The organism is Nocardioides maradonensis (assembly GCF_054777115.1).
On record NZ_BAAHAZ010000003.1, the window covers coordinates 75,176 to 101,237 of the forward strand.

General features: G+C 72.7%; 28 protein-coding genes. 15 read left to right on the top strand and 13 right to left on the bottom strand.

The genetic code is table 11. The features are described from left to right. Positions 1-22 precede the first annotated feature (22 nt). Genes ACYVAQ_RS03885 through ACYVAQ_RS03895 form a run of 3 tightly spaced genes read right to left on the bottom strand, consistent with a single transcriptional unit; the run spans position 23 to position 3,050 of the window. Complete coding sequence (locus tag ACYVAQ_RS03885) at positions 23-1,090, bottom strand: MBL fold metallo-hydrolase (protein ID WP_460787149.1); 1,068 nt, start codon at positions 1,088-1,090, stop codon at positions 23-25. Then, complete coding sequence (locus tag ACYVAQ_RS03890; protein ID WP_460787150.1) at positions 1,087-1,896, bottom strand: SDR family oxidoreductase; 810 nt, start codon at positions 1,894-1,896, stop codon at positions 1,087-1,089. The genes ACYVAQ_RS03885 and ACYVAQ_RS03890 overlap by 4 nt, the downstream gene beginning before the upstream one ends. After that, a complete protein-coding gene (locus ACYVAQ_RS03895; RefSeq protein ID WP_460787151.1) occupies positions 1,896-3,050 on the bottom strand; it encodes an NAD(P)H-dependent amine dehydrogenase family protein in 1,155 nt (384 codons plus the stop codon). Before ACYVAQ_RS03895 ends, ACYVAQ_RS03890 begins: the two co-directional genes overlap by 1 nt. Positions 3,051-3,176: 126 nt before the next feature. Between ACYVAQ_RS03895 and ACYVAQ_RS03900 the strand changes: the two genes are divergently transcribed. Further along, the gene (locus ACYVAQ_RS03900) at positions 3,177-4,847 is read left to right on the top strand and encodes an HAD family acid phosphatase (protein WP_460787152.1); all 1,671 of its coding nucleotides are present in this window, start codon (positions 3,177-3,179) and stop codon (positions 4,845-4,847) included. Here ACYVAQ_RS03900 and ACYVAQ_RS03905 read toward each other — a convergent pair. Beyond that, positions 4,835-6,040 (bottom strand): oxidoreductase, encoded by a 1,206-nt coding sequence (locus ACYVAQ_RS03905; protein ID WP_460787153.1) that lies wholly within the window; start codon positions 6,038-6,040, stop codon positions 4,835-4,837. The two genes, ACYVAQ_RS03900 and ACYVAQ_RS03905, sit on opposite strands and share 13 nt — an antisense overlap. A 107-nt stretch (positions 6,041-6,147) precedes the next feature. On the opposite strand from ACYVAQ_RS03905, the gene ACYVAQ_RS03910 reads away from it, so the two are divergent. Then, positions 6,148-7,065, top strand: a complete 918-nt coding sequence (locus ACYVAQ_RS03910) for an oxygenase MpaB family protein (protein ID WP_460787154.1) — start codon at positions 6,148-6,150, stop codon at positions 7,063-7,065. A gap of 53 nt (positions 7,066-7,118) precedes the next feature. Here ACYVAQ_RS03910 and ACYVAQ_RS03915 read toward each other — a convergent pair whose 3' ends face one another. Both ACYVAQ_RS03915 and ACYVAQ_RS03920 read right to left on the bottom strand, forming a co-directional pair. Next, entirely contained in the window at positions 7,119-7,889 is a 771-nt protein-coding gene (locus ACYVAQ_RS03915) for an enoyl-CoA hydratase/isomerase family protein (RefSeq protein ID WP_460787155.1), read from the bottom strand. Then, complete coding sequence (locus ACYVAQ_RS03920; protein WP_460787156.1) at positions 7,886-9,229, bottom strand: glycosyltransferase 87 family protein; 1,344 nt, start codon at positions 9,227-9,229, stop codon at positions 7,886-7,888. Before ACYVAQ_RS03920 ends, ACYVAQ_RS03915 begins: the two co-directional genes overlap by 4 nt. Before the next feature lie 142 nt (positions 9,230-9,371). Between ACYVAQ_RS03920 and ACYVAQ_RS03925 the strand changes: the two genes are divergently transcribed. From ACYVAQ_RS03925 to ACYVAQ_RS03965, 9 genes are read left to right on the top strand one after another with little or no spacing between them, the layout of a single operon-like run. Next, positions 9,372-10,181 (top strand): S-methyl-5'-thioadenosine phosphorylase, encoded by an 810-nt coding sequence (locus ACYVAQ_RS03925; protein ID WP_460787157.1) that lies wholly within the window; start codon positions 9,372-9,374, stop codon positions 10,179-10,181. Beyond that, on the top strand, positions 10,178-11,236 hold the full coding sequence (locus ACYVAQ_RS03930) for an NAD-dependent epimerase/dehydratase family protein (RefSeq protein WP_460787158.1): 1,059 nt from the start codon (positions 10,178-10,180) through the stop codon (positions 11,234-11,236). Before ACYVAQ_RS03925 ends, ACYVAQ_RS03930 begins: the two co-directional genes overlap by 4 nt. Further along, positions 11,233-11,907 (top strand): glycosyltransferase family 2 protein, encoded by a 675-nt coding sequence (locus ACYVAQ_RS03935; protein WP_460787159.1) that lies wholly within the window; start codon positions 11,233-11,235, stop codon positions 11,905-11,907. The genes ACYVAQ_RS03930 and ACYVAQ_RS03935 overlap by 4 nt, the downstream gene beginning before the upstream one ends. Next, positions 11,904-12,566 carry a TIGR04282 family arsenosugar biosynthesis glycosyltransferase gene (locus tag ACYVAQ_RS03940; RefSeq protein ID WP_460787160.1) on the top strand — a complete coding sequence of 221 codons (663 nt, stop codon included), beginning with the start codon at positions 11,904-11,906 and terminating at the stop codon, positions 12,564-12,566. Before ACYVAQ_RS03935 ends, ACYVAQ_RS03940 begins: the two co-directional genes overlap by 4 nt. After that, positions 12,563-13,201 (top strand): class I SAM-dependent methyltransferase, encoded by a 639-nt coding sequence (locus tag ACYVAQ_RS03945; RefSeq protein WP_460787161.1) that lies wholly within the window; start codon positions 12,563-12,565, stop codon positions 13,199-13,201. The genes ACYVAQ_RS03940 and ACYVAQ_RS03945 overlap by 4 nt, the downstream gene beginning before the upstream one ends. After that, complete coding sequence (locus ACYVAQ_RS03950) at positions 13,198-14,337, top strand: molybdopterin-dependent oxidoreductase (protein WP_460787162.1); 1,140 nt, start codon at positions 13,198-13,200, stop codon at positions 14,335-14,337. Before ACYVAQ_RS03945 ends, ACYVAQ_RS03950 begins: the two co-directional genes overlap by 4 nt. Then, positions 14,337-14,759, top strand: a complete 423-nt coding sequence (locus ACYVAQ_RS03955; protein ID WP_460787163.1) for a hypothetical protein — start codon at positions 14,337-14,339, stop codon at positions 14,757-14,759. The genes ACYVAQ_RS03950 and ACYVAQ_RS03955 overlap by 1 nt, the downstream gene beginning before the upstream one ends. Further along, positions 14,747-15,424 carry a response regulator transcription factor gene (locus ACYVAQ_RS03960; RefSeq protein ID WP_460787164.1) on the top strand — a complete coding sequence of 226 codons (678 nt, stop codon included), beginning with the start codon at positions 14,747-14,749 and terminating at the stop codon, positions 15,422-15,424. The genes ACYVAQ_RS03955 and ACYVAQ_RS03960 overlap by 13 nt, the downstream gene beginning before the upstream one ends. After that, on the top strand, positions 15,421-16,548 hold the full coding sequence (locus ACYVAQ_RS03965; protein WP_460787165.1) for a sensor histidine kinase: 1,128 nt from the start codon (positions 15,421-15,423) through the stop codon (positions 16,546-16,548). The genes ACYVAQ_RS03960 and ACYVAQ_RS03965 overlap by 4 nt, the downstream gene beginning before the upstream one ends. A gap of 138 nt (positions 16,549-16,686) precedes the next feature. Here ACYVAQ_RS03965 and ACYVAQ_RS03970 read toward each other — a convergent pair whose 3' ends face one another. Genes ACYVAQ_RS03970 through nth form a run of 4 tightly spaced genes read right to left on the bottom strand, consistent with a single transcriptional unit; the run spans position 16,687 to position 19,890 of the window. Continuing rightward, entirely contained in the window at positions 16,687-17,871 is a 1,185-nt protein-coding gene (locus ACYVAQ_RS03970) for a MarP family serine protease (RefSeq protein WP_460787166.1), read from the bottom strand. Beyond that, on the bottom strand, positions 17,871-18,548 hold the full coding sequence (locus tag ACYVAQ_RS03975; protein WP_460787167.1) for an NUDIX hydrolase: 678 nt from the start codon (positions 18,546-18,548) through the stop codon (positions 17,871-17,873). Before ACYVAQ_RS03975 ends, ACYVAQ_RS03970 begins: the two co-directional genes overlap by 1 nt. Further along, positions 18,545-19,174 carry a TlpA family protein disulfide reductase gene (locus ACYVAQ_RS03980; RefSeq protein ID WP_460787168.1) on the bottom strand — a complete coding sequence of 210 codons (630 nt, stop codon included), beginning with the start codon at positions 19,172-19,174 and terminating at the stop codon, positions 18,545-18,547. The genes ACYVAQ_RS03975 and ACYVAQ_RS03980 overlap by 4 nt, the downstream gene beginning before the upstream one ends. After that, positions 19,174-19,890: an endonuclease III gene (gene nth / locus ACYVAQ_RS03985; protein ID WP_460787169.1), complete on the bottom strand. Its 717-nt coding sequence runs from the start codon at positions 19,888-19,890 to the stop codon at positions 19,174-19,176. Before nth ends, ACYVAQ_RS03980 begins: the two co-directional genes overlap by 1 nt. Positions 19,891-20,041: 151 nt before the next feature. Here nth and ACYVAQ_RS03990 point away from each other — a divergent pair, with 151 nt between their 5' ends. The 4 genes from ACYVAQ_RS03990 to ACYVAQ_RS04005 all read left to right on the top strand — a co-directional run bounded on the left by ACYVAQ_RS03990 (position 20,042) and on the right by ACYVAQ_RS04005 (position 23,932). Continuing rightward, on the top strand, positions 20,042-20,719 hold the full coding sequence (locus ACYVAQ_RS03990) for a Crp/Fnr family transcriptional regulator (protein ID WP_460787170.1): 678 nt from the start codon (positions 20,042-20,044) through the stop codon (positions 20,717-20,719). Between the two features lie 89 nt (positions 20,720-20,808). Next, on the top strand, positions 20,809-21,321 hold the full coding sequence (locus tag ACYVAQ_RS03995; protein WP_460787171.1) for a SigE family RNA polymerase sigma factor: 513 nt from the start codon (positions 20,809-20,811) through the stop codon (positions 21,319-21,321). Beyond that, positions 21,318-22,538 (top strand): hypothetical protein, encoded by a 1,221-nt coding sequence (locus ACYVAQ_RS04000; RefSeq protein ID WP_460787172.1) that lies wholly within the window; start codon positions 21,318-21,320, stop codon positions 22,536-22,538. The genes ACYVAQ_RS03995 and ACYVAQ_RS04000 overlap by 4 nt, the downstream gene beginning before the upstream one ends. 50 nt (positions 22,539-22,588) lie before the next feature. Continuing rightward, entirely contained in the window at positions 22,589-23,932 is a 1,344-nt protein-coding gene (locus ACYVAQ_RS04005; RefSeq protein ID WP_460787173.1) for a DUF2079 domain-containing protein, read from the top strand. On the opposite strand, the gene ACYVAQ_RS04010 is transcribed toward ACYVAQ_RS04005, so the two are convergent. Genes ACYVAQ_RS04010 through ACYVAQ_RS04020 form a run of 3 tightly spaced genes read right to left on the bottom strand, consistent with a single transcriptional unit; the run spans position 23,914 to position 26,062 of the window. Further along, positions 23,914-24,729: an MBL fold metallo-hydrolase gene (locus ACYVAQ_RS04010; protein WP_460787174.1), complete on the bottom strand. Its 816-nt coding sequence runs from the start codon at positions 24,727-24,729 to the stop codon at positions 23,914-23,916. The two genes, ACYVAQ_RS04005 and ACYVAQ_RS04010, sit on opposite strands and share 19 nt — an antisense overlap. Further along, positions 24,726-25,604 carry an NUDIX hydrolase gene (locus ACYVAQ_RS04015; RefSeq protein WP_460787175.1) on the bottom strand — a complete coding sequence of 293 codons (879 nt, stop codon included), beginning with the start codon at positions 25,602-25,604 and terminating at the stop codon, positions 24,726-24,728. The genes ACYVAQ_RS04010 and ACYVAQ_RS04015 overlap by 4 nt, the downstream gene beginning before the upstream one ends. Next, positions 25,601-26,062 (bottom strand): RidA family protein, encoded by a 462-nt coding sequence (locus tag ACYVAQ_RS04020; protein WP_460787176.1) that lies wholly within the window; start codon positions 26,060-26,062, stop codon positions 25,601-25,603. Before ACYVAQ_RS04020 ends, ACYVAQ_RS04015 begins: the two co-directional genes overlap by 4 nt.

Genomic DNA, 26,062 nt, shown 5'->3' on the forward strand with positions numbered 1-26,062 from the left:
TGACCCTGGGTCACTCGGGCAGCTACGGGGCGGGCTGGTACCAGCTGACGCCGTCGCGCACGGCCAGCGCGGCCTGGCCGCGGGCCACGAGCAGGTCGAGGTGCGCCTTGGTCTCCATCGCGGCCATGCCCTGGTTGAACACGTCGAGGTCGGCGTAGCTGCGCTCGTGCCGGGTCCAGCCGAGGTCGCGGGCGACGATCTCGGCCGTCACGTCGCCGCGCGCGTCGACCGACTCGCGGCACAGGTCGAGCCGGCTCTCGTGGTGCAGGAGCAGCTCGTCGACGCGGGCGTACGACGACGGCGCGACCGGCCCGTGCGCCGGCAGGATCTGCAGGTCGGGCAGCGAACGGACCTTGGCCAAGGAGGCCATGAAGTCGCCGAGCGGCTGGTCGACCGGCGGCACCGTGAAGCCGATCGACGGGGTGATGGTGGGCAGCACGTGGTCGCCGGCGAAGAGCAGGCCGGCCGCCTGGTCGGCGTACACGTAGTGGCCGGGGGTGTGGCCGGGGGTGTGCACGGCATCGATGGCGCGGGCGCCGATCTCGAAGCGGGTGTCGCCCTCGAGCCACTGGTCGGGGTAGCGCCACATCTCCGGGACCGGCAGGTCGTCCTCGGTCCGGCCGGCGGCCCATGCGGCCGCGACGTCCTCGGCGCCCGCGCTGCGCAGCACCGGGAGGAACGGGCTCTCGGTGAACGCGTCGACGTTGTTGAGCAGGTCGAGACCCGGCTGCTCGTCGCGGCCGAGCGCGACCGGGATGCCCAGCTCGCCACCGAGCACCGACGCCATCGTGTAGTGGTCGCGGTGGATGTGGGTGACGAGGAACCGCTTGATGTCGCCGAAGCCCGCGTCGATCGACTTGAGCGACCGGTCAAGGAGCTCGCGAGCCACCGGGATCGCCCAGCCGCCGTCGATCAGGGTGAGCCCGTCGTCACCCTCGACGACGTACACGTTGATCGCCTTGAGGCCGTCCATGGGGAGCGGCAGCGGGATCCGGTGGATGCCCTCGGCGACCTTCCACGCCCCCTCGGCGGCCCAGTGCTCTCCGGAGTCGGGGGAGATGGCCGCGCCGGTGGGGATCGAAGTCGTCACGGCTGCAAGTCTGGCAGCCCCAGGTCGAGGTTCGGCTCCTGGATCCCGCCGTCGATCTCGAGCAGCTTGCCGGTGACGAACTGCCCGGCCCGCGACGCCAGGTAGACGACGCCGGCCGCGATGTCCTCGGCCTCGCCGATCCGCCCCAGCGGCGTACGGGTCTCCATCTGCTCCTTCATCTCCGGTACGCCGGCGACGAACTCGAGCGCGCTCGTCATCACCGAGCCGACGTAGATGCCGTTCACCCGGATGGTCGGCGCGAGGTCGGTCGCGGCGAGGCGGGACCAGTGCGCGAGCGCGGCCTTCGCGGTGCCGTAGGCGAGGTAGCCGCGGGCCGCCGTACGCCCCATCATCGAGCTGATGCTGGTGATCGACTTCTGCCGGTCGTCGCCGGCGGACTTCAGCATCAGTGGGACGGCCGCGCGGCTGAGCGCGTGGGCGGTGGCGACGTTGAAGTGGAACGCCTCCTCCAGGTAGGCGACGTCGGTGTCGAGGAAGGCGTTCGGGATGGTGCCGCCGACGTTGTTGACGACGGTGTCGAGGCGGCCGAACTCGTCGAAGGCGCGCTGGGCGAGGGCGGCGACCTCGTCGGTGTGGCTCAGGTTGGCCGGTACGACGAGGGCGCGGCGGCCGGTCGCCTCGATCCGGCTCGCGACCTCGGCGAGCTGGCTCTCGGTGCGGCTCGAGATGACGACGTCGGCGCCGGCCTCGGCCAGCGCGACGGCGGTGGCGGCACCGATGCCACGGCCGGCGCCGGTGACGACGGCGACGTGGTCGGTGAGGTCGAAGCGGTCGAGGATCGGCATCAGGCGCCAGCCTTCCCGGTGGTCGAGTGGCTCCCGAGGGACGAGGGAGCCGTATCGAGACCCGCGACCAGCCCCCTTCCGGTGACGAGCGGGAGGTCGATCGGGCTCACCAGCCCGGGCTTCGCGGCGACGACCGCGGGGATGGCGTTGATCAGGCGCTGGGCGGTGACGATCATCCCGGAGACGTTGTGGTCGCCGTTCTCGCCGTGGTGGCTGAACTCCACCTTCATGCACGGCTCGCCGGTGATCTCGATCCGGTAGCAGCCGTCGCCCTCCAGCGGCGTGGGCCAGTCGGGATCGCTCGTGGCGTCGGTGCGGGTGACGTGCTCGAGGGTGATCCGGGGCACGCCGTCGACCTTCCCGGTCACCTGGAAACGGACCGAGCCCATCGTGCCCTCGGCGATGTCGACGGAGATCGCCTCCTTGGCCCGCAGGGCGGGGCGGCGCTCGACGTGCTCGGTCAGCGGCTCGTCGAGGGTGACGCCGAGGCCGGCGGCGATGACGCGGACGACCGGACCCCAGGCGGAGGACAGGATGCCGGGCTCCCAGAGCATCGGCTTGGTGTCGAGGGGCTGCCCGAAGCCGAACAGGTCCTTCATGACGACGGGCTGGTAGTACGTCGAGTAGTCCGCGATCTCGCTGACCCGGACGTGGTCCACGCGCTGGCTGAGGCTCGTCATCACCAGCGGCAGCACGTCGTTGGCGAAACCGGGGTCGATGCCGTTGACGTGCAGGCTGGCGTTGCCCTCCTGGCCGGCCTTGTCGATGCCGGCGATGAAGTCGTCGGGCAGGGTGCCGTGCGGGTGGACCAGGATCACCGGCCCGCTGGAGACCACGTTGACGCCGTCGCGGATGAACCCGGTGAGGTCCTCGATCGACTCGAAGAGCCGGTCGTCGGTCATCGCACCGTGCACGATGCAGTCCGGCTTCAGGGCGATGAGGGCGTCCCGGTCGGTGGTGGCGGGGATACCCAGGGTGCGGCCGAGACCGGCGAGCTCGCCGGCGTCCTTGCCCTCCTTCTCCGGGGTGGACGTCCACACCCCGACCAGCTCCAGGTCGGGGTGGGCATCGACACCGGCGATGGCGTGCCGGCCGATGGTGCCGGTCGACCAGACGACGATCTTGAGGGGGCGTTCGGGGATGGCCTGCGACATGGGCCGAATCTAGAACAGGTTCTAGTTTCTGGCTAGGGGTGCCGGCCCGCAAGGAGTTGCTTGCTGGCACGCAAGGAGCGGCTTACCGTCACCGCACCGCCACCGTCGATCCCTCGGGAGACCCCCATGCACCGTTCCGGCATCGTCGCCGCCACCGCGGCCCTCGCCGCCGCCGCCCTCGTCGCCGGACCCACCCAGGCCCGCCAGAACGAGAAAGCCGCCACTCCGCAGCTCGCCCCCAGGACCCACTTCACGATGGTGGTCGACCAGGCGACGGGCACCGTCGCTCCGCCCGACCACGGCGCGGAGATCCCGAACATCGACTCGGCGAAGTCGACGATCCGCACCTACTACGGCGCGCGCAAGGGGCCCGACCCCACCGGTCTGTCGAGCGGTCCGATCAACCTGCCCGACCTCACCGGATCGACGTACGCACACCAGGTGCGGGCCATCGAGCAGGGCATCCTCGACGCTCTCCCCGCGGATCACGCACCGCACCAGGCCGTCGTCTTCGACGTCGACTCGACATTGCTGTCGGACTACGCCTTCGAGGAGGCGACCCACTTCAACTTCGACCCCGCGGTGAACAACACCTGGGTCCAGGACCAGGCGTTCCCCGCCGTGCCCGGGATGCCCGACCTGCTGCGCCAGATCGTCGCGCGCGGCTACGACCTCTACGGCATCACCGGGCGGCCGTTCAGCCAGGAGGACGCCACCCTCGGCAACCTCACCGCCCAGGGCTTCACGAGCGATGGCACCCCGACCGGCACGCCGCTCCTCACCAACGACACCCTCTACACGAAGTGGAACACCGCCGACCCGTCCGCGAAGCCTGGCTACATCGGCGCCTGCACGCTCTCGCCGACGTGCAACACGGTCGAGTACAAGGCCAACACGCGCAAGCACATCGAGCAGGACCTCGGCGACCACGTCGTCATGAACGTGGGCGACCAATGGAGCGACCTCGAGGGTGGGTACGCCGACGCGCACACCAAGATCCCGAACCCGACGTACTTCCTGGCCGCCGCCGACATCGCCGGTGCGCCGACCACCGACAGCACGATGGTGCCGCCCACCAGCTACACGATGGCGCCCGACGGCTCGAGCGGCACGACCGTCGCGAGCGGTGACGGCATCCCCAACCTCGACCCGCTCCGCAAGGAGATCCGCGCCTACTACCGCGCGACCGGCGGCATCGCCGACAAGTCGACCTCGCCGTACATCAGCGAGATGGCCGAGCTGGCCGGGCGCTGGCAGCCGCGGCTGGTCAACGCGTGCCGCCGGCTCGCCGCGGGCGGTGCCCGGCCGGCCATCGTGTTCGACGCCGACGACACCACGCTGTGGACCTACGACATGGAGGACGGGGCGATGAGGTTCAACTTCGACCCGGCGCTCCAGGACCAGTGGGTGCAGGACCAGCGCTTCCCCGCAACCCCGTCGATGGTCGGGCTGGAGCGGGCCGTCACGGCCGCCGGCTGCACCCCGATCGGCCTCACCGGGCGCGGTGCCGCGCAGAAGGACGCGACCCTCGCCAACCTCGCCAAGGTCGGGTACGTCGGCTTCATGCCCGACACCTACTTCACGAAGTGGGCGACCGGCACCACCCCGCCGGCGTACCTCGACTGCGGCAGCGACGGCGTGTGCTCGACGATCGAGTACAAGTCCGGGACGCGCCGACACGTCGAGGCCGAGGGCTATGACATCGTCGCGAGCTTCGGTGACCAGTTCTCCGACCTGATCGGTGGGTACGCCGACACCACCATCAAGCTGCCGAACCCGACGTACTACCTCCCCTGACGCGAGACCGGGATGACCTGGTCGGCCGACCACTCCGCGCAGCGGGTCCCCGAGTAGATCGTGGGCATGCAGCGGTTGCAGTGGATGCAGATGCCCTCGGTGGCCGCGCCGACGGCGAGGCGGTTGACCAGGTCCGGCTCGCGCAGCAAGGCGCGGCCCATGACGACGAAGTCGAAGCCGTCGGCCATGGCCTGCTGCATGGTGGCGAGCGAGTTGACCCCGCCCAGGTACATCAGCGGCATCGCGAGCTCCTTGCGGAACTCCAGCGACTTCGGCCGGAAGTAGGCCTCCTCGAAGGCGTAGTGCTTCATGAACCCCCGTCCCACCGGGGTCCTGAGCCCGAAGCGCACCAGCGGCGGCATGCTCGCGGCGAACTCGTCGACGGGGGTGTCGCCGCGGAACAGGTACATAGGGTTCATCAGCGAGGAGCCGCCGGACAGCTGCAGCGCGTCGAGGTGGCCGTCGCCCTGCAGCAGCCGCGCGAAGTCCAGACCGGCCTCGGTCGTCACGCCGCCCGCGAAGCCGTCGCTGACCGAGATCTTGGCGGTCACCGCGGCGGCGTCGCCCATCTCCTCACGCACGGCCCGCGCGACCTGGCGGGCGAGCTTGGCCCGGTTCTCCAACGATCCGCCCCAGCGGTCGCGGCGCCGGTTGAGACCGGGCGCGAGGAAGGAGGAGATCAGGTACGAGTGGGCCATGTGCAGCTCGAGCACGTCGAAGCCGGCGCGCACCAGGGTGCGGGCCGCGTCGACGTACGCACGGGTGACCCGGGTCAGGTCCTTCTCGGAGGCCGCGCGGACCATCTGCATCGAGAGCGGGCTGGGCATCGCGCTCGCCGCGATGGCCCGGCCGCCGTTGGAGCGGCCGTTCGCGACCGGACCCGCGTGCCCCACCTGGCCAGCCACCTTGGCGCCGGTCTCGTGGACCGCGTCGGCCAGCCGGGCGAGGCCGGGGAGCGAGCGCTCCCCCACGACGACCTGCTCGGCATGGGTCCGGCCCTCGGGCGCGACCGCCAGGTACGCGACCGTCGTCAGGCCGACGCCGCCGCGCGCGGGCGCCAGGTGGTAGGCGATGAGCTCGTCGGTGACCAGCCCCTCCGGCGTACGCCCCTCGAAGGTCGCGGCCTTGACCGTGCGGTTGCGCAGCCGGACCGGGCCGAGGTCGACCGGGTCGAAGACGTCTGGGATCGCCACCCCGGCAGCGTAACGAGAAACTGGAACGTGTTCTAGATCGAGAAGTGAGAAGAAAGTGAGGATCATTCATCTTTCGGCCACCGGCTGCCGCACCTACGCTCGAGGACATGGCGAAGAAGCTGTGGCAGGAGCGCAACGCGGCGCTCGACCCGGAGACCGACTACGTCGAGATCGTGCAGAACCTGGCGCTCTACGAGTTCACCTGGGACATCACCCAGGCGCTCAGCTTCGCCCTGTTCCGGACGTACGCCGTGCCCAGCATCGGCCGGCTCCTGGACGAGACCGGTGCCTTCACGACCGCCTGCCAGAAGCGGTACGACGACACCGGGCTGCTGCTCGAGGCGCCGTTCGTGAGCGGCTTCGACAGCCCCGAGGGCAGGGCCGCGATCCGCCGGATCAACCAGATGCACCACATGTACGACATCAGCAACGACGACCTGCGCTACGTGCTGTCGACCTTCGTCGTCGTACCGAAGCGGTGGCTGGACGCGTACGGCTGGCGGCCGCTCACCGAGGGCGAGCTGCGCGCGACGGTCAGCTACTACCGGGCGCTCGGCCGGCACATGGGCATCAAGGACATCCCCGAGACCTACGACGCGTTCATGCACCTGATGGACGACTACGAGCGGGCGCACTTCGGGTACGACGAGGGTGGCCGGCACGTCGCCGACGCGACGCTCGACCTGCTCGGCACCTTCTACTCGCGGGCGCTGAGGCGTCCGGTCGACGTCATGAGCCGCGCCCTCATGGACCCGCCGCTGCTCGCCGCGTTCCGGTACGACGACCCCGGCCCGCGCGCCCGCCGGCTCGTGCACGCCGGGATGCGCGTGCGGGCACGGGTCCTGAGGCACACCCCGTCGCGGCGTACGCCCCAGCGCATCGCGGACCTGCCGCGGTTCAAGACCTACCCCGACGGCTACCGGCTCGAGGATCTGGGCACCTTCACGCCGTACGGCGGTTGTCCGGTCCCCCACGCCACCGCGACCCCGACCTCCACCCCGACCCCCACTCCCGCGAGTTCGTAGCTCTGGTCGACCGAAGCCAGGGTTTCGGTCGACCAGAAGCCAGAACTCGCGGATCAGGAGAACTCGGGGGACCGCTTCGCCAGGAAGGCGGCGACGCCCTCGCGACCGTCGGGGCCACCGGCGAGCCGGCTGATCGACTCGGACTCGCGGCGCAGGGCCTCCTGCGGAGACGGCTCGGCCACCTGACGGACGAGGTGCTTCGTGGCGGCGAGCGCGTCGAAGGAGCCGGCGAGGAGGGTCCGGGCGATGCCGTCGACGGTCGCGTCGAGCTCCTCGGGAGCGACGACCCGGGCGACCAGCCCGCAGTCGGCGGCCTCCTGGGCCGTCAGGTTCTCGGCGAGCAGCGCGAGGCGCAGCACCCGGTGCAGGCCGAGGGTGTGCACGAGCATGCTGCCGCCGCCGTCGAGGCTCAGGCCGACCTTGACGTAGGCCAGGTTGAACGCCGCCTTCTCGGACGCCACGACGACGTCCGCGGCCGCCGCGATCGGGAACCCGATGCCGGCCGCCACGCCCTGCACCGCGCTGATGACGATCGCGTCGCTCTTGATCAGCTCGGTGATGAAGCGGTGCGCGCCCTCGGCGAGCTCGAGGACGAACGCCGACGGGTCCTGGGCGCTGCCCATGCCGGCGAGGTCTCCGCCCACGGAGAAGAAGCGTCCCTCGGCGCGGACCACGATGACGCGTGCCCGGTCCGAGCGGGCGCGGAGGACGGACGACACCATGGCCGCGCCGACCTCGGTGCCGAGGGCGTTGGCGCCGGCCGGGTCGGCCAGCGTGATGGTGGCCAGGCCGTCGGCGTACTCGTAGCGGACGTCCTCAGTCATGGGACGAGCATGCCGTACGGCGCGGGGACGCCCGCCCGCACCGGTCGGGACACCCACCAGCAGCCGAGGGCGGCCGCGAGCGCCGTCCCGTAGATCGCCGCGGAGGCGGAGCCGGAGCGCGCGTAGAGGTAGACGCAGGTGGGCGCGAGGGCGACGGGGGTCCAGTACCAGCGGCCGGTCATGGCCACGAGGGCGACGAGCAGGGCGGCGTACCAGCCGTAGCCGGGGGTGAAGACGAGGAACGCCGCCCCGACCAGCCCGACGGCGGCGACCTCCGGCCGTTCGGGGTCGGTACGACGCCAGCACCACCACGCCGCGACGGCGAGCAGCAGGACGCCGACCATCGAGTCGAACGGGTGCGGCGCGAGGAGGCCGACCAGGGTGAGCCGGTTGCCGTTCGCATAGCCCTCCTCGTGCAGGTAGCCCGGCAGGTAGCCGATCACCTGGGTCCCGACCGCGGCCACGTGCGGGAGGTAGCTCGCGACGCCGACCGCGGCCGCCGCCGCGACCACCGTGACCGGGTGCCGGCGGAGCAGCGCGGGGCCGACGAGCGCCGGGTAGATCTTCGTGGCGACGGCAGCGCCGACGAGCGCGCCGGCCCACGCCGGCCTGGCCGCCGCGTAGGCCACGAGACCCGCGTAGCAGAGCAGGATCGCGACCCAGTCGATGTGGGCGTTGTTGCCCATCTCGGACACCACCACCGGGCACCAACCCCACAGCGCGGCCCACCACGCCGGGTCGCCGCGCTGCCGGCAGCGCCGCAGGATCAGCCAGGTCAGCAGCAGGACGGCCAGAGCGGCGGCGACCTGGAAGGCCTGCTGCCCGCCGTACGCGGCGTGCCCGCCGAACGTCACGATGCGCACCAGGTCGAAGGCGGCCTGGGCCACCGGGGGGTAGACGGTGTGCACGGTCGGGCGGTTGAGCAGCGCGCAGCCGGTCGGTAGCGGACAGCCCTGGGTGGTGAAGAGGTCCGGCTCGTGCAGCCGCGCGAGCGCGGGGTCGTCCGGGGTGTAGCGGTAGGGGTCGACGCCGGCCAGCTGGACCTTGCCGTCCCAGAGGTAGCGCAGGTCGTCGTTGGAGGTGAGCGGCGGCTGGGTCAGGGCGAGCAGCTGCAGCGCGGCGGTGACGGCCAGCACCAGGACCGCGGTGGACCGACGGCTCAGGCCGGACCGCGCGAGGGCGAGGACGGCGACCGCGAACGGGACCGCGTTGAGGGGCTGCAACTCCCCCGCCCGCGGGACGTCGAGACCGACGTGCGGACCGGCGTACAGGGCGGCGGTGAGGAGCACCTGGCAGCCGACGGCCCCGGCGAGCAGGACAGGGCGGCGTACCTCGAGCACACGGCGAGCCTGCCAGTCGTCCCCCGGCCTCCTGAAGGGCTGCGGTGGGACCGTAAGGGGTCCGTAAGGAAGTTCTTACGAGGCGGTGACGGATGGCCCAGAACCCTGTTCCCACGCGGGTTCCGCTGTCAGGTTGACTGCCATGGACACACCTCGGGCCACGGTCGCGATCATCGGCGGCACCGGCTTCTACCGCTGGTTGGACGACGCCGAGCCGGTCGCGATCAGGACGCCGTACGGCGCTCCCTCGGGGCCGGTGCGGGTGGGCGCGGTGGCGGGCCACGCCGTCGCGTTCCTCCCCCGGCACGGCGAGCGACACTCCCTCGCACCGCACGCGATCAACCATCGCGCGAACCTGTGGGCGCTGCGCAGCCTCAGGGTGCGCCAGGTGCTCGCGCCGTGCGCGGTCGGCAGCCTGCGGCCCTCCGTGCCGCCGGGCTCGCTGGTGGTGCCGGATCAGCTCGTCGACCGCACGACCGGCCGCATCCAGACGTACGTCGAGACCGGCGCGACGCACGTGCCCTTCGCCGACCCCTACTGCGCGCGGCTGCGCGGTGTGCTGGCCGACGCCGATGCCGAGGTCCGCCGGGGCGGCACCATGGTCGTGATCGACGGGCCGCGGTTCTCGACCCGCGCCGAGTCGCAGTGGTACGCCGCCCAGGGCTGGGACCTCGTCAACATGACCGGCCATCCCGAGGCGGTGCTGGCGCGCGAGATGCTGCTCTGCTACTCGCCGCTGGCCCTCGTGACCGACCTCGACGCCGGCGTCGACCCGGGCGACGGCGTGGACGAGCGGGAGGTCCACCGGCTGTTCGCCGCGAACCTCGACCGGCTCGGAGACGTCCTCACGGCCGCGATCAAGGAGCTGCCCGATCCGGACGGCTGCACCTGTGCGACGTGGGCCGACGGCCTGCAGCTGGCGTACGGAGTGCCGGGGCGGGCCGAGCGATGAGGGTGCTCCTGACCGGCTCGGCCGGCTTCATCGGGTCCGCCGTCAGGTCCGCCCTCGAGGGTGACGGCCACGAGGTGGTCGCGGTCGACCTGCTGCTCCCCCAGGCGCACGGCACCACACCGGCGGTGCCCGAGGGCACCCACCTGCTCGACGTACGACGGGCGGCGGACGACCCCGCCTGGGGCAGGTTGCTGCACGGGATCGACGTGGTGTGCCACCAGGCCGGGATGGTGGGCGTCGAGACGTCGCCGGCCGACCTGCCGGCGTACGCCGCCCACAACGACCTCGGCACGGCCGCGCTGCTCGCCGCGATGGCGGCGCACGGCATCGACCGACTCGTCCTCGCGTCCTCGATGGTCGTGTACGGCGAGGGCCGCTACGCGTGCGCTGTGCACGGACCGCAGCAGCCGGTGGCGCGGTCGGTGGAGCGCCTCGAGGCCGGGCTCTTCGAGAACCCCTGCCCGGCCTGCGGCGCCGACCTGGACTGGCTCGCCGTCGGTGAGGACGAACCGCTCCGCCCGCGCAGCGGGTACGCCGCCGGCAAGGTCGCGCAGGAGCACTACGCCGCCGCATGGGCCCGGGCCACCGGAGGCCGGGTGATCGCGCTGCGGTACCACAACGTCTACGGCCCGGGCATGCCCCGCGACACGTCGTACTGCGGTGTCGCGGCCATGTTCCGCTCCCGGATCGAGCGCGGCCTGGCACCTGTGGTGCTCGAGGACGGCCGGCAGACCCGGGACCTCGTGCACGTCGCCGACGTGGCGGCGGCCGACCTGACCGCGGTGGGGGCGGTCGGGACGGCCGCGCCCGGCGCGCTGGCGGCGTACAACATCGCATCGGGGACGCCGGTCACGGTCGGTGAGGTGGCGCGGCTCCTCGGTGCGCGCGCCGGCATCACGCCGAAGACCACGGGCGGCTACCGGCTCGGGGACGTCCGGCACGTCGTCGCCTCGCCCGAGGCGGCCACGCGGGAGCTGGGCTTCCGGGCCGCCGTCGCTCCCGGCGACGGCCTCCGCGAGCTGGCGACCGCCCGGCTGCGGGAGGTCGTGCGATGAGCGGGTACGCCGACGTCGACCTCGTCCTCCCCTGCCTCGACGAGGGGCCGTCGTTGCGGGCGCTGCTGCCCCGGGTCCCCGGTGGAATGCGGGTGATCGTCGCCGACAACGGATCGAGCGACGACACCGCCGCGGTCGCGCGCGCCGCCGGCGCAGTAGTCGTGCACGCGTCGCAGCGCGGGTACGGCGCTGCGGTGCACGCCGGCGTCCTGGCCGCGACCGCACCGATCGTCGTGGTGATGGACGGGGACGGATCCCTCGACCCGGACGACATCGCGCCACTCGTCGCGCTGGTACGTTCCGGGGCGGCGGACCTGGCGATGGGCCGTCGCGTTCCAGTACGCCGAGGCCTGGTGCCGTGGCACGCGCGGCTCGGCAACCGGCTGGTCCTCGCCGTCCTCCGCCGGCGCCTGGAGCTCGACGTGCGCGACATCGGCCCGCTCCGCGTCGTACGCCGGGAGATGCTGCTCGACCTCGGGGTGGCCGATCGCGGGATGGGCTACCCGGTGGAGCTGCTCGACCGGGCGGCCCGAGCGGGCTGGCGGATCGTCGAGCGCGACGTCGCGTACCTGCCCCGCACGGCCGGCACGCGGTCCAAGGTCTCCGGCTCGGTGCGGGGCACGCTGCGGACGGCCCGCGACTTCGGACGCGTGCTGGCGGTGCAGCCATGACGACGCTGCTGGTGGTCGCGAAGTCCCCCGTCGTGGGGCGGGTGAAGACCCGGTTGGCCGCCGACCTCGGCGACCGCGTCGACCTCGCCGCCGACCTGGCGGCCGCCGCGCTGCTGGACACGATCGTGGCGGGCACGGCGACCTTCGGGGCGAACCGCTGCCGGCTGGCGCTCGACGGCGACCTCGCCGACAGCCCGCACGCGGCGGAGCTCCGCGACGCCCTCACCGGCTGGACCGTCGTCCGCCAGTGCTCGGGCGACCTCGCCGACCGGCTCGCCCACGCGCACCAGCGCATCCCCGGGCCGGTGGTCCAGGTCGGGATGGACACACCCCAGGTCACCCCTGCCCTGCTGCTCTGCATGGCGGCCGGCCTCGCCGGCCACGACGCCGTGCTCGCGCCGGCTGCCGACGGCGGCTGGTGGGCCCTGGCTCTGCGCACCGGCCACGACGGACGGCTGCTCCGTGGGGTGCGCATGTCGGGGCCGGCGACGTACGACGACACGCTGGCGGCCCTGACCGGCGGCGGGCTGCAGGTCGCGCCTGCCCCGGTGCTCGAGGACGCGGACCACCTGGCCGAGGCACGCCGCATCGCGGCGGCCGCTCCGGGGACCCGCTTCGCGCGGACGCTGGCGGCGATCGTGGAGGCGGTGCCGCGATGACCGCCACCCTGCCTGCCGGCGAGGTGTTCAGCCACGCGCTGCGCGGCGAGACCTGCTACCTCTCGACTCCCGACGCGCAACGGCTCCGGCTCCCGGTCGCGGACTGGACCCGCGCGACCGACGGCTCCGACGACCTGCTGCTCCAGCTCTGCCTCGGCGCCACGCTCGACATCGGCTGCGGGCCCGGCCGGATGGTCGCCGAGCTCGCGGCGCGCGGCCACGTGACGCTGGGCATCGACGTCGTCGGCGAGGCGGTCCGGCAGACCGTCGACCGCGGCGCGGCCGCGCTCCGACGCGACGTCTTCGCGCGGGTCCCGGGCGAGGGCCGGTGGGAGACCGCGCTGCTCGCCGACGGCAACATCGGCATCGGCGGCGACCCGGTCGCACTGCTGACGCGCACCCGTCGGCTGCTCCACCCCGGCGGGCGCGTCGTCGTCGAGGTCGCGGGGCCGGGGCAGCCGTCGGTCCACTTCGACGCCCGGCTCGAGTGCGCGTGCGGGCACAGCGAGCGGTTCCCGTGGGCGCTCGTGTCGATCGATGCCCTGCCCGACCTGGCCGACGCCGCCGGGCTGGTCGAAATCTCCCGGCGCACGGCGCACGGCCGCTGGGTCGGCGTACTGACGGAGGCAGCATGAAGACCGGCGCGTTCACGTCCCGGCTGCGCAGCCCGGCCGTCGCGGCCCGGATCGGGATCTGGGTCGGCATCTGCTTCGGCGTCTGCTTCGTGACCGGGCTGATCAGCCACTACGCCCAGCTCCCGCAGCAGCCTGTCGCGTTCCCCGCGTCGCCGAGCTGGGGCTACCGACTCACCCAGACCCTGCACGTGGTGAGCGGGACGGCCGCGATCCCGCTGCTGCTGGTCAAGCTCTGGGCGGTCTACCCCCGGCTGTTCCAGGCGCTGCCCCGGCGGCTCGGCGAGGTGGTCCTGGCCGCCCTCGAGCGCGGATCGATCGCGGTGCTGGTGGCGGGATCGCTCCTGGAGCTGGCGATCGGCGTCATGAACGTCGCGCAGTGGTACGTCTGGCGCTTCGACTTCCGCGCCACGCACTACGCCCTCGCCTGGGCGGTGATCGGCGCGCTGCTGGTGCACGTCGCGGTCAAGCTGCCGGTCATCCGCGACGCGCTGACCAACGATGTGGACAGCGTCGACCGCGACCGGCCGGAGGCCGTCGTCGCGGGCGTGGTCGGACGCCGCGCCGTCATCCGGACCGGCTGGCTCGCCGCGGCCGTCGCCGTGGTCACCACCAGCTCGGCGACCGGCACCGTGCCCGGCCTGGACCGGCTCGCGGTCCTCTCACCGCGCTCGCGTCGCTCGGGCATCCCGGTCAACCGCACCGCAGCCGATGCGCGGGTGGCGCCGGCCGCCCTGAGCGCCGGCTACCGCTGCCGGATCGACCACGCCGGCGGGAGCACGACGTTCGCCCGGGCCGACCTGCTCGCCCTGCCGCAGTCGACCCACACCCTCCCGATCGCCTGCGTCGAGGGCTGGAGCGCGGACGGGTCGTGGACCGGCGTACCGCTGCGGGTGCTCCTGGACCGGGTCGGCTCGCCTCGCGGACGCGCGGTCGTGGTGACGTCGCTGGAGCCCCAGGGCCCGGAGCGGGTGAGCACGCTGCCCGCAGACTTCGCGGACGACCCGCGCACCCTGCTGGCCCTGGCGCTGGACGGCGAGCCGCTGTCGCTCGACCACGGCTACCCGGTCCGGCTGATCGCGCCGGACCGGCCCGGCGCGCTGCAGACCAAGTGGATCGCCCGGATCGAGGTGCTCTGATGCGTGTCCTGCGCTCCTCGCTCGTCGCGGCCGGCACCCTCCTCATGGCGTACGCCGCCTGGCTGCTCGTCCGCGACCAGACCGTCCCGCAGCTGATCCAGGTCGGCGAGTGGGCGGTCGCCGCGGTGGTCCTCCACGACGCGGTGCTGGCACCGCTCACCCTCGCCGTCGGCTGGCTCGTACAGCGCCGCCTGCCGGCCGGCCCGGCTCGCGCCGTCGCCGTCGCACTCACCCTGGTCGGGACCGTCGCGGTCGCCGCCTTCGCGGTGCTCACCCGGTCCCACCGGGGCGGCAGCAACGGCACCCTGCTGGACCGGGACTACCCGATCGGGCTGCTGGCCGTCACGCTGGTGATCATCGGCGCCGCGGTGGTCGCCGCGGCGCTGGGACGACTCAGGAGGTCGCGCGGGTGGCGAGGGTGATGGTCGTCGACGACGACGCGACGGTGCGCGAGGTGCTGGCGACGTACCTGCGCGCCCACGACCACGAGACGGTCGAGGCGGCCGACGGCGAGTCGGCGCTGCTCCTGATGTCCGACCAGCCGTCGGACCTGGTCGTGCTGGACCTGATGCTGCCCGGCATGGACGGCCTCGAGGTGACGCGTCAGCTGCGCGCGCAGCGCGACGTCCCGATCATCATGCTGACCGCGCTGGGCAGCGAGGCGGACCGGGTCGTGGGTCTCGAGCTCGGCGCGGACGACTACGTGGGCAAGCCGTTCAGCCCGCGCGAGCTCGCGCTGCGGGTGGACTCCGTGCTCCGGCGTACCGCAGCGCCCGCGGTCGTCGAGGAGACGCTCACCGACGGCGACCTCGTCATCGACGGAGCCCGGCACGTCGCCACCCTCGCCGGCGAGCCGCTCGCCCTGACCGTGCGCGAGTTCGACCTGCTGCGCTACCTGGTCGCGCACCCGTCCACCGCGTTCACCCGTGAGGACCTGCTGCACCACGTGTGGGGCTGGACCATCGGCGACCGCTCGACGGTCACCGTGCACGTCCGCCGCCTGCGCGAGAAGGTCGAGCACGACCCGACCAACCCGACCCGACTGCTCACGGTGTGGGGCGTCGGCTACCGATGGGAGCCACGATGAGCACGGGTGCGTTCCTCGAGATCGTCTGGGTGGCCGCCCTCGCGGCGGTGGTGGTCGGGGCCGTCGGCCTGGCACTGGCCTGGCTCACCCGTGGCTGGTCGCTGCGCTGGCACGTCGTGCTCCTCGTCGCGATCGCCGGGCTCGGTTCGTACGCCGGCACGCTGGCCATCGCCCAGCTGATGTTCCTGTCCTCCCACGACCTCCTCGTCGTCACCGTGGTCGCGTCGGTCGCGACCGTGGTCGCGGTGGTCGTCGCGCTCGCGGTCGGCTGGCCGCTGGCCCGCTGGTCGACCGCGTTGCAGACGCAGGTCCGCGGCATGGGCCCGGGCGTGGTGAGCACGGCCGGGTCGGGTGGCCCGCGCGAGCTGCGGGCGGTGGCGGAGGAGCTGGCCGAGACCCAGCGGCGGCTCGAGCAGGCGCGGTTGCGCGAGCTGCGCCTCGAGGAGGCCCGCCGGGAGCTGGTGTCCTGGGTGTCGCACGACCTGCGGACCCCGCTGGCCGGGCTGCGCGCGATGGCCGAGGCGCTCGAGGACGGCCTGGCGGCCGACCCGGCCCGCTTCCACCAGCAGATCCGGACCGAGGTCGACCGGATGGCGGCGATGGTCGACGACCTCTTCGAGCTCTCCCGGATCCACGCCGGCGTGCTCAAGCTCAACCCGACCACCCTGGCTGTGGGCGACCTGGTGAGCGAGGCGATCGCGGGAGCCGATCCGGTGGCGCGGGCCCGCAACGTCCGGATCGGCGGCTCGGTCGACGTCGGCCTGGAGGTCACCGCCGACCCCGCCGGCCTCTCCCGCGTGCTGTCGAACCTGCTGATGAACGCGATCCGGCACACCCCGGCCGACGGGGTCGTCGAGGTGATCGGCCGGCAGCGGGGCGACGGCGTGGAGGTGTGCGTCAGCGACGGCTGCGGCGGTCTGCGCGCCGAGGAGATCGACCGCGTCTTCGACCTCGGCTGGCAGGGCAGCAGCGCCCGTACGCCGGGCGACGCCGACCTGGGTCAGGGAGCGGGCCTCGGCCTGGCGATCGTCAAGGGCATCGTCGAGGCCCACCGGGGCCGGGTGGCGGTGGAGAACCTCACGGGCCTGGGCGGGTGCCGGTTCTCGGTGGTGCTGCCGGGGTGAGCCTGCGGTCGGTCCGCGCCGCTGTAACACGTTGTTCAGCGCTGTAGTACGCCGAAATCTCGTCGTACTACAGCGCAATTCGATGCACCTACAGCGTCGAACAACGTGTTACAGCTGCCCGAGGCGGACCGGGAACGATCAGCCCGCGCAGGCGCCCGTCCCGACCTCGGTGTCGTCGGTCCGCCCCTGGGCGGCAGCCCCTTGGACCTGGTCGGCGGTGAGGGCGTAGCCGGTGTCCGGGTCGGTGACCGAGGCCGCGAAGACCACCCCCGCGACCTTGCCCGCCGGCGTCACGATCGGGCCGCCGGAGTTGCCCGGGCGCACCAGGCCGCGCAGCGAGTAGACGTCGCGCAGGACCGTGCCGGAGCCGTAGATGTCCGGAGAGCGCAGCCGCTGCTGGGCGCGCACCCGGCCGGTCTCGATGTCGAACGGCCCGTCCTGGGGGTAGCCGATGATGGCGACCGGGTCCTGGGCCTGCACCGCGCCGGAGCCGGTCGCGAACTTCAGCCCGGTGGCGCCGTGGGTGTCGACCTCGAGGATCGCGATGTCGAGCTCGGGGTCGTAGTGGACGACCCGCGCGAGCTCGGTCTCGCCGTCGATCTCCACCTCGGGGTCGTGGACACCGGCGACCACGTGCGCGTTGGTCATGACCCGGTTCTCGGCGTACACGAAGCCGCTGCCCTCGACGCCGCGTCCGCAGGAGTTGGCGCCGCGGATCTTGACGATGCTGGCCTGCGTGGCGAGCACCTTGGCCGTGCCCGGGAGGTCCTTCGGGCCGGGCGGGACGTTGGTGATCTGCTCCGGCGCGAACGGCTCGAGGTAGCGCGGGAAGAAGCCGGTACCGACCACGTTGTTGAAGGCCTGCAGCGCCTTGGGCGCTGCGCCCGGGAGCGCGCCGTTGACCTTGGCGAGGACCTCGGAGCTGCGCACCAGCGCCGTGATCGGGCCGATCCGGGTGCCGCTGATCGCGACGCCGAGCGCCCACGCGACGAGCAGCACGGCCAGGGAGCTGAGGACCGCTCCACCGAGCGCGTCGAGGACCCGGGCCGGGCGCCAGGTGATCTTGTCGCGGACGCGCGCGCCGACGTACTGCATCAGCGCCTGGCCCAGCGACGCGCTCACGATGACGATGAACAGCGCGCCGAGGGAGACCAGCAGCGACGGGCTCGCGCTGCGCAGCACCGTGGGCGCGAGCCAGATCCCGAACAGGCCACCGGTCAGCAGCCCGGCCGTCGCGAACGCACCGGTGACGAAGCCCTGCCAGTAGCCGGAGAGCGCATAGGCGAGGACGAGCAGGACCAGGAGCCAGTCCAGAAGGTTCATCAGTCCCCCGTACGCCGCACGTACTCGGCCAACATGTAGTCGGGGAGATCATGCACCGGCGGGTCGGCCACCGGGGGCAACCAGCCGATGAAGTCCAGGAACCGGGTGAGGATGCCGCCCGTGAAGCCCCACAGGATGACGTCCTTGTCCTCGCCGATCAGGAAGCCCGGACCCACCCAGCCGCCGGGGTGGCGCACCTGGATCCGGTGCGTCGGGTCGACCAGCTCGCGGATCGACACCCGGTGGATCGCATGCACCTCGGCGGGCGACACGACGACAAGGTCGACAGGGTCGCGCCAGTAGCCGACGACGGGGGTGACGGCGAAGTTCGACGGCGGCAGCCACAGCTCCGGCAAGGTCGCGAAGACCTCGACCGCCAGCGGATCGAGCCCGACCTCCTCCTCGGCCTCGCGCAGCGCCGCCTCGACCGCGGTCTCCCCCGGGTCGATGCTGCCGCCCGGGAAGGACACCTGGCCGGGGTGGGAGCGCATGTCGTGCGCCCGCTCGGTGAGGAGCACGTCGGGGCCCTCGGGCCCCTCCGCCATCAGCATCAGCACCGCACCACGGCGCGGGTCGCTGCCCTCGGGCGGCAGGAACGCGGTCAGGTCCTTGCCCTGGATCCGGGCAGCTCCGGCCGCGATCTGTTCCAGCCACTTCGGGCCGTCGGGGGCGGTCATCCGGCCTGCTTCAGGGTGATCCCGTGCTGGGCCGCGAGGTCGACCACCTCCTGCACGGAATCGAGGCCACCCGCCACCGGGTTCGACACCGTGCCATCAGCGGTCACGAAGTAGAAGGTCGGCAGGGCGCTCGGCGGGTCCATGCTCGATTGCTGCAGCTCGCCGCACGGATCGGCCAGCAGCGGGTACGTGACGTTCGACTTCTCGGCCAGCAGCATGGCTGCCTTGGGGAAGGTGTCGAGGTAGTCGACGCCCACGACGGTCACCTGCCCGGCGTACTCCTTGGCGAAGGCGGCGAGAGCCGGCATCTCCTTGACGCACGGCCCGCAGTTGGAGGCCCAGAAGTTGATGATCGCCGGGCCCTTGATGTCGGCGAGGGCAGGTGTCGCTGGGCTGCCGAGACAGCCGATCGCCGTGTCGGGGAGCGTCGTGGCAGGAGCTGAGTCGTCGACGGCGAGCGTGGAGGGCGTGCAGTCGGCGATGTGGAAGTGCTGGCGGGCCTGGGCCAGATCGGTGGTGTTGACCACGACGTTGCACGCGCCCACGGCGGACTTCGCGTCGCACGACGTGAGCAGCACGGTTGCGCTGAGGGCGGCCACCCCGGCCGCGGCAAGCGGGCGCCGCATCAGTTGGGGCCCTCGGTGCGGACCAGCTTCTCCGCCTCGACCGGGTCCGTCGGACCGGCGCCGTACGACGGGCACCACCGCGCCACCGGGCACGCCCCGCACGCGGGCTTCTTGGCGTGGCAGATGCGCCGGCCGTGCCAGATGAGGTGGTGGCTGAGCATCGTCCAGTCCCGCTTCGGGAAGAGCGCGCCGATCGCGTGCTCGACCTTCACCGGGTCGGTCTCGTCTGTCCAGCCCAGGCGGCGGGCGAGCCGGCCGAAGTGGGTGTCGACGGTGATGCCGGGGACGTCGAAGGCGTTGCCGAGCACCACGTTCGCGGTCTTGCGACCGACGCCGGGCAGCGTCACGAGGTCCTCGAGCCGGCCCGGCACCTGGCCGTCGTAGCGCTCCACGAGGGCGGCGGCGAGCTTGAGCAGGTTGTCGGACTTGGCGCGGAAGAAGCCGAGCGGGCCGACGATCTGCTCCAGGTGGGCTCGATCGGCGGCGGCCATGGCCGCCGGGTCGGGGTACGCCGCGAAGAGGATCGGGCGGACCGCGTTGACCCGCTTGTCGGTGGTCTGCGCGGACAGCACGGTGACGACCAGGCACTGGAACGGGTTGTCGAAGTCCAGCTCGGCCTTGGCGTCGGGGTAGGTCTCGGCGAGCACCCGGTCGATCTTGCGGGCCCGTCGCACCAGCTGGGTCGGGGTCTCCCCGGAGGTGTCGATCGGCCGCACGCGGGTCAGCCTACGGGGCGACACCGACGCTCCCGACGTACGTCTGCTGTTAGGTGTGAAGTGGGCCACTGGCTAGGATTCGGCGAGACGACGTGTGTGTCGGCCTCAGCGGGGGGTCGGGGTGCGTCGTCGACGTGAACTTGGAGGCAGCGTGGACAACGACGTACTCCGTCAGGCGCCACTGTTCAGTGCCCTCGACGACGAGGCGATGACCGCCCTCCGGTCGTCGATGGGCGAGACCCACCTGCGCCGCGGCGAGGTCCTCTTCCACGAGGGTGACACCGGCGACCGGCTCTACGTCGTGCTCGAGGGCAAGGTCAAGCTCGGCCGGACCTCCTCGGACGGCCGCGAGAACCTGCTCGCGATCATGGGCCCCGGCCAGATGTTCGGTGAGCTGTCGCTGTTCGACCCGGGCCCGCGCTCCGCGACCGTGACCGCCGTGACCGACGCCGACTTCGCCTCGCTGTCCCACGAGGACCTGCTGCGCTGGCTCGAGGGCCGCCCGGCCGTCGCCCGCGGCCTGCTCGCCCAGCTCGCCGGCCGCCTGCGCAAGGCCAACGACGTCGTCGCGGACCTGGTGTTCTCCGACGTGCCCGGCCGCGTCGCCAAGGCGCTGCTCGACCTCGCCGAGCGCTTCGGCCGCACCGCCGACGACGGCGTGCACGTCCACCACGACCTCACCCAGGAGGAGCTCGCCCAGCTGGTCGGTGCCTCCCGCGAGACCGTCAACAAGGCCCTCGCCGACTTCGCCTCGCGCGGCTGGCTGCGGCTCGAGCCGCGCTCGGTCGTGATCATGGACATGGAGCGGATGGCACGCCGCGCCCGCTGAAGCTCGACAGGCTCGATCACCGAAAGATCGCAGCTTGCCACCCCCGGCCCCCTCTCCCGGTGCGTAGGTACCGGTGAAAGGGGGCCGTTGTGGTTCGTGAAGCATCTCGGGCGGCGTTCGAGCAGTACGTCGCCGCGCGCACGCCCGCGCTCTCCCGCACCGCGTTCCTGCTGACCGGCGACGCGCACCTCGCCGAGGACCTGGTCCAGGTCACGCTGGTCCAGGCGGCCAAGGCGTGGCACCGGATCGCTGGCGACCCCGAGCCGTACGTCCGGCGGATCATGGCCAACCAGAACATCTCCCGGTGGCGGCGGTCGCGGTCACGGGTGCCCGAGATCCCGTTGTCGACGTACGACGACCGCGCGGATGCCGCCGCTCCCGACCCGGACCTGCGGCTCAGCCTGGACGCCGCCCTGCGCCTGCTCACACCACGCCAGCGCACCGTGCTCGTCCTGCGCTTCTACGAGGACCTCACCGAGGTCGAGACCGCCCGGGTCCTCGGGATCGGCGCCGGCACCGTGAAGTCGACGACCCGCGAGGCGCTGGCCCGCCTGCGCGTGGTCGCGCCGCACCTCGAGACCCTGCTGGAGGGTGTGTCATGAGCCGCGACGAGCTCCGCGAACAGCTGGCCCGCCTCGCCGACACCGCGCCGGTCGCCTCGGTCCCCTCGGACACCTACCGACGCGGGCGGCGGGCGACCGCACGCTCGAGGATCGCGGCGAGCGTGGTGGCCGCGGGGTGCCTGGTGCTCGGCGCTGTTCTCGGCGTGACCCTCCTTGTCGGACGCGAGGGTGCCGGACAGCCGGGCTACGACGGCCAGCCCGTGGGACGAGCCGTCGTCGGCGTGCCGAACCATCTCTACGCACCACCCGGCCAGCTGCAACCGTGGGGCGGGGCCATCGTTGGACGAGCCGCGGCCGCCTTCGTGGACGGACGTGGCCAGGTCGTCGTGGTGGACGCCGCGACCGGCGCATATCGACGCTACGACCCGACACCGTACCCCGAGAACGCCTGGCCGACCCGGGGCGTCCATGCCGTCGCCCTGTCGCCGGACGGGCGCAAGTTGGCGTGGGGAGCTGTCGCACCGCACCTGGGCTACCCGGACGACCTGTGGACATCCGTCACCGTCGTCGATCTCGTCGGCGGCCAGATCTATGAGCAACGGGTGAGCAGCAAGTCCCAGGGCGCAGCACATGCCGTGAACGTCCTCGGCCTCACCTGGTCCGCGAACAGCCAGTGGGTCGGCTGGGGCGGCGTACCGGTGAGCGCGTGGACGCCGGACACCTACGAACCGTTGTCGAAGTACGTCGGCGGCGTCATCCACTTCTTCGGGACGAGGCACCATGCGGCCTCCATCCGCACGGTTCCCGCGCCGACCCCGGCAGAGCTGGCCGACCTCCGCTCCGGTGGCCTCACCACGTGGACCCGCACCATCACGGTGAGCGACACAGGAATGCTCGCGACCGTGACGGGGAGCACCGCCCGCCCGACCGTCGCTGGTCACCTCGCTGCAGGCCGGGTCCTCCTGCACCGCTCCGATCCGCATCGGTCGACGACGGTCGTCGAGACCGAACCCGGTCGCACGAGCACGCTCCCGCTCATCACGGTCGCGCCCGGCATCTCAGGCCTGACGATCGCCACCGACCTGATGAGACCCGGTCACCTGACGGTGCCGCGAGCCGCGCCGAGCTGGTCGCTCGCTCCGCCCGGCTCCGGAACCGGTCACCCCGCTGTGCTGGTCGGCGCTGGCGCCACCGCTCTCCTTGTTGTCGCCGCCGCCCTCTGGCGGCGCCGACGCCGCCGGCTCACTCACATGTGAGTGAATCCCGCTCACTCACAGGTGAGTGAGCCACGAAGGAAGGCTCCACCGTGCTCCCGCGCGCCCGCGTGCGGTGGAGCGAGATGGGGTTCGCGGCAGCCTGCGCGGCGGCGTACCTCCTGCTCGGCATCCGCCGCTACACCGAGGGACAGGCCACCGGCTTCGACCTCGGCATCTTCACCCAGGTCGTGAAGTCGTACGCCGACCTCACGGCGCCGTACGCGCCCTTGAAGGGGCCTCACTACAACGCACTCGGCGACCACTTCCACCCGATCCTGGCAGTGATCGCCCCGTTCTACCGGGTGTTTCCGTCCGCCGTGACCCTCCTCGTCGCGCAGGCGATCCTCGCGGCGGTTCCGGTGCTCCCGCTCATGCGGTGGGCGCGTACGGCCGTCGGCAGCCGGTTCGCCTGGTGGATCGGCCTCTCCTACGCAGCGTCCTGGGGCATCGCGGAGCTGGTGGGCTTCGACTTCCACGAGGTCGCCTTCGCCGTGCCGCTCGTGGCGTACGCCGTCTGCGCGCTCGGACAGGAACGCTGGACGACCGCGGCACTCTGGTCCCTGCCGCTCGTGCTGGTGAAGGAGGACCTCGGCCTGACGGTCGCTGCCGTCGGCGCCGTCATCGCCTGGCGCGGGCCGCGACGACTCGGACTCGCTCTCGCCGCCACCGGCATCGCGGCAACCGCCTTCGAGATGTGCGTGGCCCTCCCGGCCCTCAACCCCGGCGGCCACTTCGCCTACGCGTGCCTGGACCTGGCCGGGATCGCGGGGCCGCTGACCAAGTGGCTGACGGTGTCGATGCTCCTCGCCCCGACCGGCTTCCTCGCGGTGCGCTCGCCGCTCCTGGTGGTGGCGACCCCGACACTGGCGTGGCGCTTCACCGCATCGAACCCGCACTACTGGGGCACGCACTTCCACTACAGCGCAGTTGTGATGCCGGTCGTGTTCGCCGCGGCGATCCAAGCGGCCGGGACCGTCCCCCACTCGCTACGACGTACGGCCTGCTGGCTCGGCAGCACGGTCACGGCGATCACGTTCGCCGCGCACCCGCTGCACACGCTGCTGTCACCGTCCCTGTGGGAGACCGGCCCGCACCTGCGCGCGGTCCGCACGATCCTCGCCGAGATCCCCTCCGGCGCCACGGTCGCGGCCTCGAACCGGCTCGCGGCCCAGCTCGCCGCCCGCACCACGGTCAGCGAGGTGTGCCTGTCCCCCGGGTCGCTCCCCACCCCGACGCCGCCGCAGTGGCTCGTCTTCGACGCGACCGACCCCGCCCAGGACCGGTGCGGCGCCGGCGACGCGATCACCACAGCGGTGCCGTCGATCCACGGCTACCGGCTCGTCGACCGACGCGACGGGGTCACCCTGCTGGAGCGCTACCGGGTCGCCAGGTAGGCCAGCTGGGCCCGCACCGACCACTCGGCCGCGCCCCAGAGGGACTCGTCGACGTCGGCGTACACGATCTCGACGACCTGGCGCGGCAGCACCGGGTCCTCGGCGGCATCGGGTAGGAGGGTGTCGATCCCCAGCCGCCGGAGGGCCGACTCGACCTGGGCGAGGCGCTCCTGGCGGTGGACCTTGTAGTGATCGAGGACTGCGCCCGCGTCGGGGAGGACCGGCCCGTGGGCAGGCCAGAGCGACGAGACGCGCCCCGAGCTCACCAGCGCCCGCATCCGCTCCAAGGAGGAGAAGTAGCCGCCCAGGTCGCCGTCCGGGTGCACGATCACGGTGGTGCCGCGGCCGAGCACCATGTCCCCGGTCAGCAGCGCCCGATCGGCATCCAGGACCAGTGAGATCGAGTCACGGGTGTGGCCCGGCGTCGTGATCACCTCGACGGACAGGTCGCCTGCGACGAGGACCTCGCCGTCGACGACGGGCTCGGACCGCCAGCACTGCGCGGGATCCAGGCCGCGTACGCCGCAGCCCATCCGCTCCGCGAACGATCGCGCCGCCTCGGTGTGGTCGGCGTGGTGGTGGGTGACGACGACGGCCGTCACCGTGCCGCACACCTCGGCCACGGCGTCCAGGTGCCCGTCGTCCAGCGGCCCCGGGTCGACGACGACGGAGGACGACGAGCCGGGCTCGCGCAGCACCCAGGTGTTGGTGCCGTCCAGCGTCATGATCCCCGGGTTCGGGGCGAGGACGCACCGGCCACGTTCGCCGTACGCACCGCCGGTCCAGGCCTCGCTCATCCGAACCGCTCCGCGAGCAGGCGGTCGAAGCGGGGCGGACGGGAGAGCACGAACTCCTCACCGTCGGCAACGACCTCGGGCATGAACATGGTGAGGTCCTGCCGCACCGACGCGGCCACCGCCTCCGCGGGCGTCAGGCCCGCGATCTCCAGGCAGGTGAGGTACGTCGGCGGCAGCATCATCAGCTCGCCGGATTCCACCGACGTCAGCACGTCCGGCAGCGGCCGCCACTGCACCTCGGTCGCCTCGCTCGACACGTCGCGGGTCACCTGACCCACGGGGAGCTCGGCGACGAAGAACCAGGTGCGGAACCGGCGCGGCTCGAAGACCGGCGTCAGGTAGCCCGCCCACGCGCCGAGCAGGTCCGTGCGGAGCACCAGCCCGCGCCGGTCGAGGAAATCGGTGAAGGCCAGCTCGTGCGCCTCGAGCGCCTGGCGATCGGCCTCCCAGTCGTCGCCGCTGGTGTCCGCGACGACCGCGTCGGCCGACGGTCCGGCCAGCAGCACGCCCGACTCCTCGAAGGTCTCCCGCACGGCCGCGCACACGAGCGCGCGGGCGAGCTCCTCGGTCGTGCCCAGCCGCTCGGCCCACTCCGCCGCGCTCGGCCCGGCCCACGCCACCGCGTGGTCGTGGTCGCGGGGGTCGACGCCACCGCCCGGGAACACCGCCATGCCGGCCGCGAACGCCATCGAGGCCTGGCGCAGCAGGAGGTACACCTCCGACCCGGCCGCGCCCGGCCGCAGCAGCACCACCGTGGCGGCGTTGCGCGGCTCGGCCGGCTCCTGCTCCCCGGACGCGAACGCGTGCGCCTGGTCGACCAGGCGCTGCGGGAGCGGGATCCGTGCGAGGCCGCGGGCCGGCGGCGTACCGGTCATGGCTGCAGGATCTCGGCGATGACCTCGACCTCGACGGGCGCGTCCAGCGGCAGGACCGGTACGCCGACGGCCGAGCGAGCGTGCACCCCCGCATCGCCGAAGACGTCACCGAACAGGTTGGACGCCCCGTTGGCGACGCCCGGCTGACCGGTGAAGTCCGGCGTCGAGGCGACGAACGCCACGACCTTGACGATCCGCACGTTCTCCAGGGAGCCCGCGACCGACCTGATCGCGGCGATCGCGTTGAGCGCGCACTGGCGGGCGCACTCGGTGGCCACCTCGGCGGTGACCGCGTCACCGACCTTGCCCACAGCGACGAGGGAACCGTCGCGCATCGGCAGCTGGCCGGCGGTGTACACCAGCGAGCCCACCCGCACGGCCGGCACGTACGCCGCCACCGGCGGCACCACCTCGGGAACGGTCAGCCCGAGCTCCGCGAGACGCGCCTCGACGGTCAT